The organism is Porphyromonas macacae DSM 20710 = JCM 13914, assembly GCF_000379945.1.
GTDB lineage: Bacteria > Bacteroidota > Bacteroidia > Bacteroidales > Porphyromonadaceae > Porphyromonas > Porphyromonas macacae.
Genome location: NZ_KB904154.1, coordinates 1 through 16,784, shown reverse-complemented (window position 1 = coordinate 16,784; position 16,784 = coordinate 1). Strand labels below are relative to the sequence as shown.

18 protein-coding genes and 2 tRNA genes are annotated in these 16,784 nt (G+C 48.6%); 12 read left to right on the top strand and 8 right to left on the bottom strand.

Translation table 11 applies throughout. The annotated features are described in order from the left end of the window. Positions 1-72 precede the first annotated feature (72 nt). A complete protein-coding gene (gene fldA, locus A3GI_RS0109890; RefSeq protein ID WP_018361290.1) occupies positions 73-573 on the top strand; it encodes a flavodoxin FldA in 501 nt (166 codons plus the stop codon). Positions 574-658: 85 nt separating this feature from the next. On the opposite strand, the gene A3GI_RS11685 is transcribed toward fldA, so the two are convergent. Further along, positions 659-850, bottom strand: coding sequence for a hypothetical protein (locus A3GI_RS11685; protein WP_026216067.1), 192 nt, complete (start codon positions 848-850; stop codon positions 659-661). 101 nt (positions 851-951) lie between these two features. Here A3GI_RS11685 and A3GI_RS0109880 point away from each other — a divergent pair, with 101 nt between their 5' ends. The 4 genes from A3GI_RS0109880 to A3GI_RS0109865 are packed head-to-tail and all read left to right on the top strand — an operon-like array spanning position 952 to position 6,875. Then, positions 952-1,281, top strand: coding sequence for an L-rhamnose mutarotase (locus A3GI_RS0109880; protein ID WP_018361289.1), 330 nt, complete (start codon positions 952-954; stop codon positions 1,279-1,281). A 43-nt stretch (positions 1,282-1,324) separates the two neighbouring features. Beyond that, a complete protein-coding gene (locus A3GI_RS0109875; protein ID WP_025079563.1) occupies positions 1,325-4,141 on the top strand; it encodes a bifunctional fucokinase/fucose-1-phosphate guanylyltransferase in 2,817 nt (938 codons plus the stop codon). A gap of 14 nt (positions 4,142-4,155) precedes the next feature. Further along, entirely contained in the window at positions 4,156-5,358 is a 1,203-nt protein-coding gene (locus A3GI_RS0109870) for a sugar MFS transporter (protein ID WP_018361287.1), read from the top strand. Between the two features lie 35 nt (positions 5,359-5,393). Next, the gene (locus A3GI_RS0109865; RefSeq protein ID WP_018361286.1) at positions 5,394-6,875 is read left to right on the top strand and encodes a DUF5686 family protein; all 1,482 of its coding nucleotides are present in this window, start codon (positions 5,394-5,396) and stop codon (positions 6,873-6,875) included. 45 nt (positions 6,876-6,920) lie between these two features. Here the strand turns inward: A3GI_RS0109865 and A3GI_RS0109860 are convergent, their stop codons facing one another. The 4 genes from A3GI_RS0109860 to A3GI_RS0109845 form a co-directional block, all read right to left on the bottom strand. Then, positions 6,921-7,109 (bottom strand): hypothetical protein, encoded by a 189-nt coding sequence (locus A3GI_RS0109860; RefSeq protein WP_018361285.1) that lies wholly within the window; start codon positions 7,107-7,109, stop codon positions 6,921-6,923. Between the two features lie 153 nt (positions 7,110-7,262). Then, on the bottom strand, positions 7,263-8,150 hold the full coding sequence (locus tag A3GI_RS0109855) for a DUF3078 domain-containing protein (RefSeq protein WP_018361284.1): 888 nt from the start codon (positions 8,148-8,150) through the stop codon (positions 7,263-7,265). 91 nt (positions 8,151-8,241) lie between these two features. Further along, positions 8,242-8,316, bottom strand: a tRNA-Val gene (locus A3GI_RS0109850). A gap of 56 nt (positions 8,317-8,372) precedes the next feature. After that, positions 8,373-8,447: transfer RNA gene (locus A3GI_RS0109845), tRNA-Val, on the bottom strand. A gap of 613 nt (positions 8,448-9,060) precedes the next feature. On the opposite strand from A3GI_RS0109845, the gene pdxH reads away from it, so the two are divergent. Next, positions 9,061-9,705: a pyridoxamine 5'-phosphate oxidase gene (gene pdxH, locus A3GI_RS0109840; protein WP_018361283.1), complete on the top strand. Its 645-nt coding sequence runs from the start codon at positions 9,061-9,063 to the stop codon at positions 9,703-9,705. Further along, a complete protein-coding gene (locus A3GI_RS11040; RefSeq protein ID WP_238319983.1) occupies positions 9,656-10,987 on the top strand; it encodes a sensor histidine kinase in 1,332 nt (443 codons plus the stop codon). The genes pdxH and A3GI_RS11040 overlap by 50 nt, the downstream gene beginning before the upstream one ends. Positions 10,988-11,045: 58 nt before the next feature. Here A3GI_RS11040 and A3GI_RS0109825 read toward each other — a convergent pair whose 3' ends face one another. From A3GI_RS0109825 to A3GI_RS0109815, 3 genes are read right to left on the bottom strand one after another with little or no spacing between them, the layout of a single operon-like run. After that, positions 11,046-12,197, bottom strand: a complete 1,152-nt coding sequence (locus A3GI_RS0109825) for an iron-containing alcohol dehydrogenase (RefSeq protein WP_018361281.1) — start codon at positions 12,195-12,197, stop codon at positions 11,046-11,048. Between the two features lie 41 nt (positions 12,198-12,238). Continuing rightward, the gene (locus A3GI_RS11035; protein WP_018361280.1) at positions 12,239-12,835 is read right to left on the bottom strand and encodes a GNAT family N-acetyltransferase; all 597 of its coding nucleotides are present in this window, start codon (positions 12,833-12,835) and stop codon (positions 12,239-12,241) included. After that, positions 12,819-13,175 (bottom strand): MerR family transcriptional regulator, encoded by a 357-nt coding sequence (locus A3GI_RS0109815; RefSeq protein WP_051074595.1) that lies wholly within the window; start codon positions 13,173-13,175, stop codon positions 12,819-12,821. Before A3GI_RS0109815 ends, A3GI_RS11035 begins: the two co-directional genes overlap by 17 nt. Before the next feature lie 132 nt (positions 13,176-13,307). Between A3GI_RS0109815 and A3GI_RS0109810 the strand changes: the two genes are divergently transcribed. The 5 genes from A3GI_RS0109810 to A3GI_RS0109790 all read left to right on the top strand — a co-directional run. After that, complete coding sequence (locus A3GI_RS0109810) at positions 13,308-14,267, top strand: NAD(P)-dependent oxidoreductase (protein ID WP_018361278.1); 960 nt, start codon at positions 13,308-13,310, stop codon at positions 14,265-14,267. Between the two features lie 298 nt (positions 14,268-14,565). Then, a complete protein-coding gene (locus A3GI_RS0109805) occupies positions 14,566-15,411 on the top strand; it encodes a hypothetical protein (RefSeq protein WP_026216065.1) in 846 nt (281 codons plus the stop codon). 116 nt (positions 15,412-15,527) lie between these two features. Next, positions 15,528-15,974: a hypothetical protein gene (locus tag A3GI_RS0109800; RefSeq protein ID WP_018361276.1), complete on the top strand. Its 447-nt coding sequence runs from the start codon at positions 15,528-15,530 to the stop codon at positions 15,972-15,974. Positions 15,975-15,976: 2 nt separating this feature from the next. Continuing rightward, the gene (locus tag A3GI_RS0109795; RefSeq protein ID WP_018361275.1) at positions 15,977-16,399 is read left to right on the top strand and encodes a hypothetical protein; all 423 of its coding nucleotides are present in this window, start codon (positions 15,977-15,979) and stop codon (positions 16,397-16,399) included. Positions 16,400-16,479: 80 nt separating this feature from the next. Further along, positions 16,480-16,784 (top strand): hypothetical protein (locus tag A3GI_RS0109790; protein ID WP_018361274.1); only part of this gene is annotated, 305 nt, incomplete at its 3' end.

The following is a 16,784-nucleotide window of genomic DNA, read 5'->3' as shown; positions in this document are numbered from 1 at the left end:
CAAACATTAGGGATAGGACGACTCGAAGTGACCGACTACCTTAGCGAAACAAACTAAACCAATTTTATTACGATGAAAAAAATAGGAATCTTTTACGGTTCTTCTACGGGTAGCACTTCTGATCTGGCTCAGAAGATTGCAAAAGAACTGAATGCCGAAGCTAATGTTTTTGATATTGCTAACTGCAGTGCATCCGACCTGCTTGCTTACGATGTGCTTTTACTGGGCAGCTCCACTTGGGGTATGGGAGATCTTCAAAGCGATTGGGAGACCTTGCTGCCCGAGTTGGGAAAGCAAAACCTGAGCGGTAAGAGCGTGGGATTGTTCGGCTGCGGAGACTCTGCTTGCTATTCGGATACTTTTTGCAATGCTTTGGCTTTAATTAAAGAAGGGCTTGAGGGCTCCGGTTGTACTTTCATCGGCAGCTATGCTCCGAAAAATTACAGCTATGATGAGAGTGCCAGTGAGCAGGATGGTGAACTTATCGGTCTTTGCATCGATGAAAGCAACGAGTCCGATATGACCGACGAGCGTATCGATACATGGATTAAAGCCATGCAACCCGCATTGTAAAGCAACTTTTCTTTCTTCATCTAATAGATCAGAGGCCGCCTCCGGGTTAAAACGGGGCGGCCTCTTTGTTTGTCTTACGGCAATGTTACAGGCGTATGTTCTTCCTCAGGAAGAAGAGTATAAAAAGCAGATTGAGTTCTAAAAAACCTAACCCGATCAACACGACGTAGCATTGCATGCTGTTTAGGAAAAAACAGCTCACAAGGGCAACCACGACCAGAAGACCCATAAGCCAGAGTATCAGGCGGGTGATTTTATTTCGGCTGAATTGTTTCATAACTCCAAAGCTACGGCATTTATCTTAACTTTGACAAAAGTGAACGAAAAAAATGATTTGAACCGGAAAAATCCGAACCGGATTTTTTAATATGGTATGGTATGAAACGCTTTTGTCAGACTTTAGAACTGTACGATGATCGTGAAAAAATAGCCCGCTACATAGATGCACACCGGCATGTGTGGCCTGAAATTCTCGATGGGATACGGAGTGTGGGCATTCTGGATATGCAGATTTTTATTCATGGGCATACATTGTTTATGATTATGGATACTGTCGATGATTTCGATTGGGAGAGAGATAATGCCCGCCTTGCCGCACTTCCCCGGCAGGCCGAATGGGAGGATTTTGTGGGGCAATTCCAACGTTCGGAATCGGGACAGGCTTCCACCGAGAAATGGCAATTGATGGAACGCATTTTTAAGTTATAGCTTCCTCGATCCGGTTAAACCTCTTCGCTTCTTTTTCTTTATGATACAGAAACTCATATCCCTCCCTCCCAATCTGGTCGATTCATTTCATGAACTTCGTCATGCTTCCCGTTCCGAGTGGTATGTCGATGCAGATCCTGTAGACCGTAAGTTGGGCTCTGGAGGCGGAACGTCCTATCTTTTGTCGCAAGCCCATAGAGCCTCTACTGCCGATATTTCTTTTGATGAATGGCTGGGCAGGAATAAACGTATCATTATTCATGCCGGCGGCCAGAGCCGTCGATTGCCGGCTTATGCTCCTTCGGGCAAGGTGCTTGCTCCGATACCTGTTTTCCGCTGGGAGAGAGGGCAGAGGCTGGGGCAGATGTTGATAGACTTGCAAGTACCTTTTTATGAAGATTTGCTTGAACAGGCTCCGGAGAATATCCATATCCTTGTGGCAAGCGGAGATGTGTATGTGCGGACCGGTGAATGCCTTCCGTCTATACCGGATGCCGATGTGGTTTGCCTCGGCCTGTGGACGGATGCGGCACAGGCAACGCGACACGGTGTTTTTGCTGCTAAACGGACAGAACCGGGCAAGCTGGATTTTATGCTTCAGAAACCTGATGCGGAAGAATTGCAACGACTTTCCGACTCTCACCAGTTTATGATCGATGTGGGAGTCTGGTTGCTCGGTGACCGGGCTGTAAAGGTGCTTAACGGGAAAAGCAAGAGTGCACCGGACGGATTTTACGACTTATACGGAGAGTTCGGTTGTGCATTGGGTGAAAATCCGAAACTGGTCTGCGAGGAAGTGAAATCGCTTCGTGTGGCTGTTGTGCCTTTGCCGCAGGGCGAATTTTATCATTTCGGTACCAGCCGGGAGTTGATCGATTCCATGGTGGCCTTACAAAACAGAGTGGCGGACAAAAGGCGCATCATGGGAGCAAAAGTTAAACCGCACCCGGCCATCTTTACACAGAACGCCCTTATTGAGACGACTTTTACCGGAGCACATGCTTTTACATGGATAGAGAACTGTCACATCGGTAAAGGATGGAAACTTAATGGAGAGCAAATCATCACCGGCATTCCGGTGAATGACTGGCAGATCGAACTGCCACGCGGTGTTTGTCTTGACCTGGTGCCGGTCGGAGAGAACGGTTATGCCGTACGTCCTTACGGTATGGATGACGGGAGCCGGGGGGCAATCGGTAAAGAAAAGACCTTGTGGATGGGTGTTCCCGTCAGGGAATGGTTCGGCCGGCGCAATATCCCGTTGGCAGCGGATCCGGGAACGGATATTCAGTCTGCTCCGCTTTTCCCCGTAATCACGGAGGAAGAGGTTATCCCGGATGTGATTCGCTGGATGACAGCAGAGCCGGAAAATCAGGCCGGCAGGGAGGCATGGCAGAAAGCGGAAAAGCTGAGTGCCGATATTTTAGCGCAGCGTGCAAACCTTCGGCGGCTGTTCCGAAGTCGTGAGACTTTTACCGAAAAGAATTGGAAAACGATAGAACGAAACTATAAACAGAGTGTGTTTTATCAGCTCGACTTATCGGATGTCGCTTCCGAATATAAACGCTTGCGGCTCGATGTGCCGGAAGTGCTTCCGCCGGAAACTTCGCGCATGATGCGTATTCACAACCGCATGTTGCGCTCGCATATTCTGGACTGTAAAAATGAAGAAGAGCAGGCTTTCAAGCTTTTATCCGAAGGAATAAACGAAGCGATGAATATTCGCAATCATCCCATGCTTTCGGTACTCTCCGACCAAATTATATGGGGGCGCAGCCCCGTGCGCATCGATCTGGCCGGTGGTTGGACGGACACACCGCCGTATGCACTGTATGCCGGCGGATATGTGGTGAATATTGCCGTGGAACTGAATGGTCAGCCACCGTTGCAGGTTTATATCAAACCCTCAGAGAGGAAACATATCGTTTTGCGCTCGATCGATTTGGGGGCGACCGAAACGGTGACGGATTTTGAAACGCTGAAAGATTTCAACCGTGTCGGATCACCTTTTTCCATACCCAAAGCTGCTTTATCTCTTGCCGGATTTGCGCCCGAATTTTGCTCCGTTCGTTATCGTTCGCTGGAGGAACAGCTCGATGCATTCGGCTGCGGTTTGGAGGTCACCCTTCTTTCGGCTGTTCCTGCCGGTTCCGGGCTGGGTACGAGCTCCATTCTGGCTTTAACCGTTTTGGGTGCCATCAATGAATTTTGCGGGCTGCAACTCAATAAACCCGATTTGGCTAAATATACGCTGGTTTTGGAGCAGTTGCTCACCACCGGCGGCGGTTGGCAGGATCAGTACGGGGGGCTGTACCGGGGTATCAAATTGCTGAAGTCCGAACCCGGTTTCTTGCAAATGCCGGAAGTTAACTGGCTGCCCGATCCGGTTTTTGAACAACCCGAATACAAAGCCTGCCATTTGCTCTATTATACGGGTATTACCCGTACGGCTAAGGGTATTCTTGCCGATATTGTACGCAACATGTTTTTGAATGAGGGGCATGCCATGCGTTTGCTGGAACGGATGAAACACCATGCACTGCATATGGCGGGAGCATTGCAGCGTGCGGATATCGAAGAATACGGCCGGTTGCTGCGGCATACATGGACGCAAAACTGCGCCTTGGACGCCGGTACCAATCCGCCCGCCATACAGGCCATTATCCGGAAGATAGATGATGAACTGGCCGGTTACAAGCTGCCGGGAGCCGGCGGTGGAGGATATATTTATATGCTGGCCAAAGATCCTGAGAGCGCAGCGCGTGTGCGCAGGCATCTGATTGCCAATCCGCCTAACGGACGCGCCCGCTTTGTCGAGATGCGCCTGTCCGGCGAAGGACTTAAAATTTCCCGTTCATAATTCCATATAGACAGATGAAAATAGTGAAAGCCGAAGACGGCACCTCTTATCTGATTCCATTCATATTGGTTACCCTGCTGTTCTTTCTGTGGGGATTTGCACATAGTTTTCTGGATATCCTCAACAGGCATTTTCAGGAAATTCTGGTGATTACCAAGGCACGTTCCGGGCTTATCCAGTCCGTGGTTTATGGCGGTTATTTTCTGATGGCACTGCCCGCGGGGCGGTTTATTCGCCGTTTCGGCTATCAAAAAAGCGTGGTCCTGGGGTTACTGCTTTATGCCGTGGGGGCACTCCTTTTTATTCCCGGCACCGGGATGATGTCTTTCCCGTTTTTCCTTCTCTGTCTCTTTATTATCGGCTGCGGACTGACTTTTCTGGAAACTTCCGCCAATCCTTATGTAACGGTATTGGGCGATCCGGAGTTTGCCGCCAGCAGGCTTAATCTGGCACAGAGTTTCAATGGATTGGGGTGGATTGTGGGGCCGCTGGTCGGCGGGCTTATTGTTTTCGGACAGGGTGGCAGCATTGCTCTTCCGTATGCGGTCGTCGGCTTCTGTGTGTTGGCCGTGGCTGTACTTTTTTCCCGAATTAAACTTCCCAAGATTGCAGAGAGGCAGGCAGACGAAGAAAATAAAGACCTTTTTGCGGAGAGACTTCCTTTATTTAAGCGTTCTCATTTTGTGTTCGGTGTCATCGCCCTTTTCTTCTACGTGGCTGCTCAAACGGGAATCAATAGCTTTTTCATCAACTTCGTAATCGAGTCCGATCCGCTTGTCAGCAATCATACGGCTGCTCTGATGCTTTCGTTCGGCGGTATGGGGTTGTTTATGTTCGGGCGTATGGCCGGCAGTCGCCTGATGCGCACCGTGCCGGTGGAAAAGCTTCTGCTCTTTTGTGCTGCGGCTGCTGCCGTATGTATGGCGGTGGTGTTTGCAGGGGCCGGCCGTTTGTCCGTTTATGCTCTGATGCTGTGCTATCTGTTCGAGAGCATTATGTTTCCCACCATCTTCTCCCTTTCGATCCGGGGGCTGGGAGCATTAACCCCGCAAGGCTCTTCGTGGTTGATCATGAGCATAGTGGGCGGGGCTGTGGCACCTGTTCTTATGGGGTTGTTGGGCGAAGCAGAGATGAAAAACGGCTTTGTGGTTCCTCTTTTCTGCTTTTTTATTATAATTGTTTACGCTTTCTCTTTATTGAAGAAAAAACAAAAATAAAAATCCTTACACCGGAATACCAAACAGAAAACGTTATGATGCGGAAAGCACCCTTTTTTATTTCTCTTTTGCTGATCTTGTTTACCGGAAGCTCATTGATTCGGGCTCAGAAACCCGGCTGGGAGTTCATACCCTCTACGGACAGCACCATCTATGTGGCGGCCGATACATTGAGTAATGGTGCTGTGAGCCGGCAGATGGTTCGTTTGCTACGCTACAGGCCACTGCCGGAGTTCGTACGCATACATCGCGGATACAGCATTATGGAGAAAGCCAACGAGCGCTTTCTGGAGCAGGATAGAACGAATATCCATCCCAACCGTATGATTAAAAGAGACAGAAACGATTTCGGTCTTCCCAACGTCCTTTTTGGTAAAGCTTTGGATTATGGCAGGCATTGGCGTTTGGTTTTGCCGGGGTTGGCATCCGTATTTCCTGACTGGAACAGTGTAGATGGTTTGTGGACAGGCCTTAGCGTAGGGCTTTCATATCGTTTTAGCCCCGGTGTGAGATTGACCTACAGGCCGGATGCCTATTATACGTGGAAAAGCAAGCATATTTTCACGCATCATTACCTCTATTTACACTATGCCCCAAGAGTGGCAGGGCTTTTTTTGGCAGGAGCAGGTGTAACATCGGACTACACCAATATGCCTACGGCCAAAAACTATTATCTGAGCGAGCATACCACGGGCCTTTTAGGCAATAATCCGATTCATATATTCAAGAAAGAATTTCTCGCAGCCCGGAACGAACTTTTCGTCGGTCCCGTTCAACTCACCTTTAGCGGAGCTTATGAGCGACGCAGAATGTCCGACCTTACTCCCGGGAATGAGATGCTCGAACATAATTCGCTGGCAGTGGAAGCAGAGGTGCTGTTTCATACAACACCGCGCTATCTGTACTCTACGGCCGGCGGTACGAAGTATGTCAATCCGGCCGGATACCCCGGTCCCGTGCTTGGGGTTGTTTACCGTCAGGCTTTCAAGCCCGGTAAGGCGGACGACACGCTGCCGTGGTCGGAATACCGGAGAATCGAGCTTTTGGCACGGGGCGTGTTTCGCTTCGGCGAAGCCGATGTGCTGAACTATCAGATTACGGGTGGAAAGTTTCTGAACAGAAAGTATGTGGGGCTTCCCGACGAACGTTATTTTACCAAAAGTCTGAGTGCCAATTTGAATCAAATGGATTTCCGTTTCTTTACCACGCCCTCGAATTACAGCGGTGGAGAGAGTTGGGGATCGCTGATTTTGTCCTACCATCCGAAACGGCTGTTCATACGTACCGATGGCAAGAGCCTTTTTATTCCTGATGAAGCTTTGCACTTCAACATGATAACCCGCTTCGATGGCTATGCGCCTTATGCCGAAACAGGCTATTCCGTAGGTTTGGGTTCCGATTTTATCCGGTTAGGAGCTTTTGTCGGATATGATTTCGAGGCTAAATCGTGGCGACCTGCCATGCGGTTGAGCATCCCGTTCGCCCGTTTGACCATGCTGATTACAGACCGAGAGTAAGGTGTGTTCGCCCGTTTCGCTCCTGTTTGTCGAAATCTTTTTCTGTTATCTTTTTCCTTTCGTCTTTTTGGTGTAAAGAATCGTGTAAATGGTTCCTGCCGGAAGGCTGCGCCCCCCCCCGCCATTGCCCGATGTCGTAGGCAGCAGGTTCGATAACCTGATGGCCTGCCAACTGATGTTTACCCCTTGCAGTATGCCCGGCGGGAGGTAAAACATATTGACGATTTTCTCCATCTGTATGGCAATTCGTATCGATAAGATTTTGTATTCGATATGAAAAAAGGAAAGTCTGCCTCGATTTACAGACTGAGGCAGACTTTTCCGATGAACAGGTCACAGCCGTGAGGTAAAACCCCGACCGGACCGTTGTTACTGTATGATGCCGTGTTAGAAGTTATAAGCCACTCCCACACCGATCATTTCGCGTATTTGCAGGCGTGGTCCGATTTCCTTGCCGTCTTTGTCTACTGCATGAACGTCATCGTCGTACAGCATGTTCAATGTCAGAGTGGTAGTCAGATATTTGCTCACCTTCATGGACAACATATTGTCCCAAATCATATCCACGTTGCCGAAGTTATTGTTGTATGCAGAGAAGAGTGTCAGCTTGGAGATATAGCTGATGTTTTCCGTGAACTTTTTGTTCAGGTTGGCAACCACGGAAGCACCGAGTTCGGCCAGCGAGTGTTTGCCCGGCTTCACACCGAAAGCCCCGATGGAAGAAAGATAGTCGTCATGAACAAATGTCAGTTTGCCGGTGACGGGTGAAATCAGTACCGAGAAATCATCGCAAGGTTTGTATTCCGCACCCAGAGCCAGTGTCAGATATCCCGGAGATAAGAATTTGGAGATATGAGGTTTGCCGTTTTTCTTGTCGGCTGCATCTTTGTAGCCCGGTGCATATTGAGTGAGGAAGTTGCCCATGAAAGCAATGTTCCAGTTCTTTGAAAACGCATATCCCAATTTGGAGGTGAGTTCGATTTTATCGACAGCCTTTACCCAGTCATTGCTCTTTGTGTAAGTTTTACCGAAGTCAGAATTCAGGGCATTATCCCAACTCCATCGGTTTTTCTTATAGTTGGCCTGTACATTCAGGTACACATTGCCTGTAAAAGTGTTTTCACCACCGGCAGACCAGTTACTCAAAGCTGTTTGAGAGGCGTTCAGGCCGGTTACCCCTTTTATCATCCAGTCTTTTTGCTCCTTGTCATCTTGAGCGAATGTCAACGATGCAGTAAGAAGAGCAAGTATGCCAACATAAAAAATCTTCTTCATAAGTTTCAATCTTTAATAGTTACGATAGTTCTACAAAAAAAGACCGAATGGCTATGTATAGTCATTCGGTTTCAGGTTATAATTCTCGGTGTGGGCCCAATAGGATTCGAACCTATGACCCTCTGCTTGTAAGGCAGATGCTCTAAACCGGCTGAGCTATAGGCCCAAGAATATTTTTTGTTGCGGCTCTCATTGTGCCGTAGGTGCTTTCGGAAAAAACGGTGGGCCCAATAGGATTCGAACCTATGACCCTCTGCTTGTAAGGCAGATGCTCTAAACCAGCTGAGCTATAGGCCCTTTCTTCTTTAGCGTTGCAAAGATATATTATTTTTTTTATACATCAAAATATTTGAAAGCAACGTTGTTTCCGTATATTCCCGGTATAAAGCGATGTGCTTGCTTAAATGTAACGAAAAACAAGACTTCGCAAGCAGCCTCTTTCTAAGGAAGAAATGCCGGTGAACAGATAATCGAAAAAATCAAAGAAAATACCATGAAAACCGGGCGTGGGGAGAAAGGGAAAATTCTCTGCCTGAAAAATAAAAAACGAAGTTAACTTCGTTGAAAAACCATAGCGCTAAGAATTTTTATCCATTGCCTGAAGAATTTTGAACCGTCAGGCAATGCTTTTTTGTTCCTTCTGAAATCGGTGGAAATCATATTGAAAATGGAGCCGTATCATTCAGCTTATCCGGCTCAAAAAAAGCCTTTTCTCCTCTATCTGTAAGGGCTTTCTTTGTATGCCAAATTAAACTTTTACGGTTTTTCTTTTGAAGACCGTGTTCATAAAGCTGTGGTGAATGTCGTTTCCGGGATAAATAAGCTATTTTTGTAGCTGTGTTAGAGGGGGAAAAGAACAAAACCGATAAATTATACCTCCTCCGGGAAAAACCAGGAGAAAAACAGTGACATGGATTTACATTTAGAGAATGTGCGGCGCGAATACACTGCCCGCAGCCTTAGCCGGAAAGATATGCCGGTCAATCCGCACGATTTGGTAACGAAATGGATTCAGGAAGCAGTGGATAATAAGGTTAACGAACCCACTGCCGTTATCGTTTGTACGGCCACGCCCGACGGCCACCCCAGTGCACGTACCGTATTGCTGAAAGAGTTGCTGGACGAAGAGTTTATTTTCTACAGCAATTACAACAGTCGCAAAGGGCAGCAGATGAAGTCCAACCCTTATGTCAGCCTTACCTTTCTGTGGCATGAAATGGAGAGACAGATACACATCGAAGGTACTGTCCGGCATGTAAGCCCCGAGGTCAGCGATGCCTACTTCCGTACGCGTCCTTACAAGAGCCGTGTGGGAGCACGCATATCCCCGCAAAGCCAACCTATTCCCGGGCGCAGTTTCATTGTGGCGGAGTTTGCCAAAGAGAGCCTCAAGTTCATCGGTCGTGAGGTACCCAGACCCGACAGTTGGGGCGGCTTTGCCGTAAAGGCTGTGCGCATCGAATTCTGGCAAGGGCGCGAAAGCAGGCTGCATGACCGTTTCTTATATGAGAAACAATCCGATGGCACGTGGTCTTTCGGCCGCATTGCCCCTTAGTGTTCATATAAAAAAGAGCCTTTTGTTCAAGTTTTTAGATCATCCGCCGTTTATCAGCCGTTTTGCCAACACGCTGGCCAATAATTTCAAGATACGCAACGTGCTCATCGTTGCCGGTATCGTTTTGGCCTTCGTTTCACTGGGTATCTCCGACAGTCTGGTGGAAAAGCTGGCGCAGGAAGAGCGTGCCAAGATGGAGTTATGGGCACAGGCCAGCAGTGTGGCGGGTACGGACGAGCCACAGCTTTTCTATGCTCTTATTTACCGCATAATCGAGTCGAACACGTCCATCCCGCTTATTCTGACTTCACAGGAGGGGCAGATTCTGACTTACCGTAACATCAAGCTGCCTCGCAAAAATCCGGAGAAGTTTCTGTATAAGAAGCTCAATAACTATCGTAAGGGATACAGACCTATACGCATAGATCAGGTCAATGGAGAGGTCAGCTATCTTTATTATTCCGACAGCCATACGCTGACGAAACTGCTGGTTTACCCCTATATTCAGTTGGGCGCTTTTTTTCTGTTCGTACTCATTGCCATTCTGGCTCTGCTTACGTCGAAAAGAAGCGAGCAGAACCGTATTTGGGAGGGATTGTCGCGAGAAACGGCACATCAGTTGGGCACGCCTATCTCCTCGCTTATGGCTTGGAACGAACTGCTCAAAAGCTCTGATACCGACCCCGTGATTGTGCAGGAAATAGACAAAGATATCACCCGTCTGAGCATCATTGCCGACCGGTTCCAAAAGGTCGGCTCCGAGCCGGCGAAAACCACGGAGGAGCTGGGCAAAGTTCTGCAACGCTCGACAGATTACCTGCGGGTACGTATTTCGCAGCAGGTCAAGGTGGACCTTACCTTATATCCTGAGCCTGTTTTTGTCAATATCTCGGAATCCCTGATCAGCTGGGTGCTTGAAAACCTGATGAAGAATGCCGTCGATGCCATGCAGGGGTCGGGTAGTATCTCAATCAAATACACGCCCAGGAATAAAACGGTTAATATAGACGTGACCGATACGGGTAAGGGTATATCCAGACGTAAGGTAAGAACGATTTTTGAACCGGGCTATACCACCAGAAAAAGAGGATGGGGGCTGGGGCTTTCACTGGCTCGGCGCATTGTGGAGGATTATCATAATGGGAGAATCTTCGTTAAGCAAACCGAAATCGGCATAGGCACCACGTTTCGCATTGTGCTGCCTTTGGCCGGGCCGGCCGACGACACGCACGAACGGGATACGCAAGAGTTTGAAGCTCTGCAAAATAAAATCAGCGACTGACGGGGTGGAAGTCCTCCCTGCGTCAATCACTGATGAATGATATAAGTCAGGTATCTGTTCAGTAACAGCTATCCAGGATCTTCCGGGTGCATTCGGCATCTACCGTGCCGGCCTCTCCCAATTTTACATCCCGTTCGGTAAAGCGGCGTACGATCTCGTCCGAAACCTCACGGCCGATATTCATTTCGTTCAATCTCGTAGGCAGATCCAGCGATCTGAAGAACTGTTCCGTAGCTTCTATGGCTGCGGTTATGCGTTCGTCTTCCGTGCCTTCGGTTATATGCCATATCCGCTCGGCATACTGCAACGTTTTTTCGCGTTTGAGGGTATAACTCAGCACCCGCATCGTTCCCGGCAGCACGATGGCGAGGGTATGCCCGTGCGTAAGGCCGGTGAGGGCTGTAATTTCGTGTCCGATGGCATGCGTGCTCCAGTCTTGCGTTACCCCGATACGGATAAAATCGTTCAATGCCATGGTAGCGCAGAGCATCAGGTCTGCACGAGCGTCGTAGTTCTGTGGATCTTCTTTGATGATAGGTGCCAGTTCCTTCAGGGAGAGCAAAATGCCTTCGGCCCAGCGGTCCATGAGGCGGCTCTGCCCCGTGGTGGTCAGGTATTGCTCCATGACGTGCACGAACGTGTCGGCTATACCGCAGGAAACCTGATAGGCCGGTAAAGAAAAAGTAACCGTTGGATCCAGTACGGAAAAACGGGGATAGGCGCCTGAAAACCCGAACTTCTGTTTCGTTTCGATGCTCGAGATCACTCCGCCGCTGTTCATCTCGCTTCCGGTGGCCGGTATGGTGAGCACTGTGCCCAGCGGCAGGCTCTCTTCGGTTATCTTACCGCTCAGTACGATGTCCCATGCATCGCGTTCCGAAGGTATGGCTCCGGCTATCAGTTTGCTGGCGTCGATTACCGACCCTCCGCCCACGGCCAGCACAAAGCCGGCATGGTGCTCACGCCCCATTGCCACCGCTTTGCGGATGGTTTCCACCTTCGGGTTCGGTTCTATACCCCAGAACTCCACAAAAGAAAGGTCTTCGAGGGCTTTTATCACCTGATCGTACACGCCGTTTTTGCGCACGCTTCCGCCACCGAATGTAACCAGAATGGTTTTGTCCGTGGGCAGCTCCGCACGCAAGCGGGTAACGATGGTATCCTTTCCGAAAATCAGTTTGGTAGGATTGTTGAATACAAAGTTTTTCATCCGATTATTCTTTTATTGGGCAAACAGCATGGCATATACGGCTAAGCAAGGCAGTAGACGCGCTGTTCGATTTCTTCCGTAATACGGTCGTACTCTGCGGGGGAGAGAGGCTTGCTGCTCATCACTTTCATTTCCAGAGCTGTTTCTCCGGGGCAGTCGTACACCGGTTGCATGTAGTCATAAGGGAGTGTTGCAAATCCCAGACGTTCGTAGAATTTGATCCTGCGTGCAGCCATCTCTCCGGCGTCGGGCAGCTCCACTTCCAACACCATCGGCAGGGGGTTGCCTGCCTGCAATCGCAGAAGTTCGGAAATGGTGGCCGAACCGATGCCTCCGTTACGCCTTTCGGGACTTAAAGCAAAATGTTCGCCGTAGACGCAGCTATCCAAATACCAGAACGACAGAAAACCGCAGGGCATACTGTTGTCTTCGCTTTGCAGGTCATGTATCAGAGCGAGGTCGAACTGCGGGTGAGAGGAGATAAGTTGCTGCCACGAAGTTTCGTTGCGCCTCTCTTCCGGAGGAAAGCTGTTCTTGTAGAGAGGTAGCAAAAAATTCTTATACATGGCCTGCCTCTCTTCTTCTGCCAGCGTACGTACCGATATCAGCCGTATCCGGGCTTTATCCCTGTTCTCCATGTCCGTTTGCTTCGTTTTCTATCATTTCCAGCGTTGTGCGGATAGCCATCAGCTCTTTGCGTACTTTCTCCAGCCGTTCCAGAACATCCACTCTGCGTACCTCGGCATCCGGATTATGCTTGAGTGAACGCTTGGCTCCATCGATGCTAAGTCCCCGTTCGCGCAGGAGATGCTGAACGGTTCTCAACTTCTTGATATCCGATGGCGTGTATTGGCGTGTACCTTTCTTGGAGGTGTGCGGTTTGATGATCGAGAACTCCTGTTCCCAATAGCGGAGTGTGCTCCGCTCCACCCCAAGCATGCGGCTGACCTCGCCTATCGAATAAAAAAGTTTGTCCATGACTCTTTCCGGTTCACACAGATACAAATATAACCAATTCGCAGGGGTTGCCGGTTCATATGCCGGAAAATAGATATTTTCAGGATTGCCTTTCTTATATTTGTTAGCAAAACAACCAAACAACAAATTATTATGGCAAAAATACTTATTGCATTCGACACCGTGCGCGAGGGCTGGGATGAGTTGATGCGTGAACATGAGGTGACCTTTCCGCCCGAAGGACGCGATTTTACACAAGAAGAACTGAAAGAGATGCTTCCGGGCTACGATGTGCTCTGCTCGGTATTCGACATTCCTGTGCGTGCCGATCTGCTGGAAAAGGGCGCAAAGCTCAAACTGGTTTCCAACTATGCCGTGGGGTATAACAACATCGACCTCGACTACTGCAGACAGCATCATATTGCCGTTACGAATACGCCTTATGCCGTTATCGAACCGACTGCCGAACTGGTAATGGCTTTGATGCTGTCGGTAACCCGGCGCGTAGCAGAGCTGGACCGGTTGATACGTACCGAAGGGCCTAAGGTTACCCTTTCGCGTATCGAACGCCTCGGGGTAGACCTTTTCGGAAAGACGGTGGGCATCGTGGGCTATGGCAATATAGGGGCTGCTGTGGCGCGCCGTTGCAAGGCCTTCGGTATGAAAGTGCTGTACAACAAACGTACGCGCCTGAGCGAACGCGAGGAAATCAATGCGGGTATCACCTATGCTTCTCTGGAAGAACTCCTGCAGCAGAGCGACATCGTATCGGTACACACCCCTTATTCCAAAGAAACGCATCACCTGATCAATGCCCGGACCCTCAGGATGATGAAAGAAAAGGCTATCCTTATCAATTCATCCCGCGGTGCTGTGGTAGACGAACAGGCTTTAGTGCAGGCGTTGAAGTCGGAATACATTGCTGCTGCCGGTCTGGATGTGTTTGAGAATGCCGATGTGCCCGTAGCCGATCTGCTCAAACTGGATAACGTGGTGATGACTCCGCATGTGGGTACGCAAACTTACGATGCCCGTGTGCGTATGGTGTACGAGCTTGTGGATAATGTGCTGGGGTTCCTGCAAGACGACCGCAAAATCAGCCGCGTAGTGTGATTCTTTAATCCGTTACGGTCGTTTGGATCATCGGCAATAATTGAAGGGCAGTATGTCATCATCTGCAAATGACTGCATTGCTTGCAACATTCGACTTCAGTCACGTGCTTCGGTACGCTCCTTTCAGCCTCAGTCTCGGTGCCTTGTACTTTATGGATTCTGACACAGCTGAAAGGGGCTGTGTCAAAATTCATTTTTGACACACTGTCTATTCTTTCTTGAAAGATGATATAAAGAGCTGTATTATTCAAGGAAAAAATATACATTTGTTGCGATTAACCTTTAATTTAATTTGAATATGAAGAAAACACTCTCTTTTTTCATGTCAGCCATTCTCATGGCTGCATTATGGAGCTGTCGTTCGGATGAGCCGGAGGAAAATCTTTCTTCGCATCACGAGCCGAAAGTTCAGGTCAAAGAAGAAGCCCGTGCATGGTTTCGCCAACAGTTGCCTCTGCTTCGCAGCTCATCCTCCCCAGCGCTTTACGATGACCCGACATGGCGTTTTACATCGGTGAACCGGAAAGGAGCTGAAGTAGCTGTTGATGTCGATCTGACGGATGTTTCCCATTACGACATTCTGACGGAAGAATCCTTGGAGCGACTAAAAAAGAATCCTGACGACTGGAAATACTATCATTCCGTAACCCGTTTGGTGCTTACCCGCGATACGGTTTCCAAAGACGGCTTCCATGGTTTTTTGATGGTCCTTCTGCCATCGAAGAAGTATATCGATACACGGTATGCATATTTGCATCGCAATACCTATCTGTATATGGATGGCGATTATGATGGAAAGGTTCTTTTCTTCTCCATAGATGGTCGTCCTCTTTATGGTAAGCTGTATGAGCAGGGGGTGGTCACCGGTGGGTTCAAGCCGGTGGGTAGGGATGAGAATATACCGGCCGATTCGATTGCATTCTCATCGATGAATTACCCCGGTTCGTATACCGTTTCTACCGGCAATTTAAGAAGAGTATATGACGATTATATGTGGGATTGCGGGGAGTTGGATGGAGTTGTTGTTGTCGCTCATCGACGAGAGAGTTTATCGGAATGGATGCTGCGGCGCCATAATCAACTGTGTGAGATGGGCCAGTTCTGGCAGCGAGCAAGCATAATTGAAGGATGGGATGATTTATAGGGTATGACACCGGCGGAGGTGGCGGTGGGAATCATATCGCAGCACCTCAAGATGGTGATAAGAAAGATATCAAAAACATCCTGAAAGATCCGGAGGTCATAAATGCCATAAAGGATATGTGGAAACAGATCAAAGATGCAGCAACTCCCGAGGGACGTTTAGAAAAAGGTTTTTATGTATTTTACGACTCTGCAAGCGGCAAGTATTATATCGGCAATATGAAAACGGGTTCTTTAGTCAAAGGAGGTGAGGGAACCAAAGGTTCTGTATATGCCGGAAGCGCTCAGTCGAGGCATAATGGCGATCATATCCCGAAAACGGCCATGCCCGTCTGTTTTATACATGGACATACTCCGCTGACCCATGTGAAGGGAAAAGTGTGTAGAACGGTCGGAATCTCTGAAGCGGACCAGAAGTGGGCGGATGAGAACGGAGCACCCGTGGTAGCGCATGACTATGTCGGAGAGTATGACTCTGAACATTTTGGATATATCATTAAAAGCGGTCATGACAAGAATGCCCCAACCAAAAACTATATTGCATATCCCAAAAAGAAAAAATAAGTATGAAAAAGAAATTGTTATTGATGGTACTGGGTATCATTTCCTGCGGTATTGGCAGCAGCCTTAAAGCACAGAAACTTTCGGATCTTCCGAAGGCGGAGCGTGAAGCGAAGCTTCTGGAGATAGCCCAAGAGGTTTACCAAAGGGATCGTTTCAAGGCGTTTTATCGAGAGTATGGCGAACCCTTTATCACGGAGTTTGTTTACACATTCGATAATGACAACCCGAACAGCCCCTCTTATGGTGCGAGAAAGGGTGATATTATGTATAAGGTGCATTTCCCTTACGACCGGACGAAAGAAGTGATGGAAGCAAAGTATGCTGCGGTAGTCACAATCTATGATAAAACGGCAGAAGCAGTACATATCTTTTTAGGCAACAACTATATCATTATCTTGAAAGAAATCAAGGAAAAGGAGAAGTAGTTTAGCGTAAAAGAAGAGTTGTTATCTCTTTGTAAAGGGTTCGTCATACTTAGATCTTATATCCCCAAAAGGCAGAAACGATGAAAAAGAAATTGTTATTGATGGTACCGGTTATCATTTGCTGCGGTATTGGCAGCAGCCTTAAAGCACAGAGACTTTCGGATCTTCCGAAGGCGGAGCGTGAAGCGAAGATTCTGGAGATAGCCCAAGAGGTTTACCAAAGGGATCGTTTCAAGGCGTTTTATCGAGAGTATGGCGAACCCTTTATCACGGAGTTCGTTTACACGTTCGATAATGACAATCCGAACAGCCCCTCTTATGGTGCGAGAAAGGGTGATATTATGTATAAGGTTCACTTTCCTTACGATCAAACGAAAGAAGTGAT

Coding starts and splice junctions, on each gene's coding strand:
- fldA (WP_018361290.1), top strand. CDS start 73: ATGAAAAAAATAGGAATCTTTTACGGTTCTTCTACGGGTAGCACTTCT.
- A3GI_RS11685 (WP_026216067.1), bottom strand. CDS start 850: ATGAAACAATTCAGCCGAAATAAAATCACCCGCCTGATACTCTGGCTT.
- A3GI_RS0109880 (WP_018361289.1), top strand. CDS start 952: ATGAAACGCTTTTGTCAGACTTTAGAACTGTACGATGATCGTGAAAAA.
- A3GI_RS0109870 (WP_018361287.1), top strand. CDS start 4,156: ATGAAAATAGTGAAAGCCGAAGACGGCACCTCTTATCTGATTCCATTC.
- A3GI_RS0109865 (WP_018361286.1), top strand. CDS start 5,394: ATGATGCGGAAAGCACCCTTTTTTATTTCTCTTTTGCTGATCTTGTTT.
- A3GI_RS0109860 (WP_018361285.1), bottom strand. CDS start 7,109: ATGGAGAAAATCGTCAATATGTTTTACCTCCCGCCGGGCATACTGCAA.
- A3GI_RS0109855 (WP_018361284.1), bottom strand. CDS start 8,150: ATGAAGAAGATTTTTTATGTTGGCATACTTGCTCTTCTTACTGCATCG.
- pdxH (WP_018361283.1), top strand. CDS start 9,061: ATGGATTTACATTTAGAGAATGTGCGGCGCGAATACACTGCCCGCAGC.
- A3GI_RS11040 (WP_238319983.1), top strand. CDS start 9,656: ATGAGAAACAATCCGATGGCACGTGGTCTTTCGGCCGCATTGCCCCTT.
- A3GI_RS0109825 (WP_018361281.1), bottom strand. CDS start 12,197: ATGAAAAACTTTGTATTCAACAATCCTACCAAACTGATTTTCGGAAAG.
- A3GI_RS11035 (WP_018361280.1), bottom strand. CDS start 12,835: ATGGAGAACAGGGATAAAGCCCGGATACGGCTGATATCGGTACGTACG.
- A3GI_RS0109815 (WP_051074595.1), bottom strand. CDS start 13,175: ATGGACAAACTTTTTTATTCGATAGGCGAGGTCAGCCGCATGCTTGGG.
- A3GI_RS0109810 (WP_018361278.1), top strand. CDS start 13,308: ATGGCAAAAATACTTATTGCATTCGACACCGTGCGCGAGGGCTGGGAT.
- A3GI_RS0109805 (WP_026216065.1), top strand. CDS start 14,566: ATGAAGAAAACACTCTCTTTTTTCATGTCAGCCATTCTCATGGCTGCA.
- A3GI_RS0109800 (WP_018361276.1), top strand. CDS start 15,528: ATGTGGAAACAGATCAAAGATGCAGCAACTCCCGAGGGACGTTTAGAA.
- A3GI_RS0109795 (WP_018361275.1), top strand. CDS start 15,977: ATGAAAAAGAAATTGTTATTGATGGTACTGGGTATCATTTCCTGCGGT.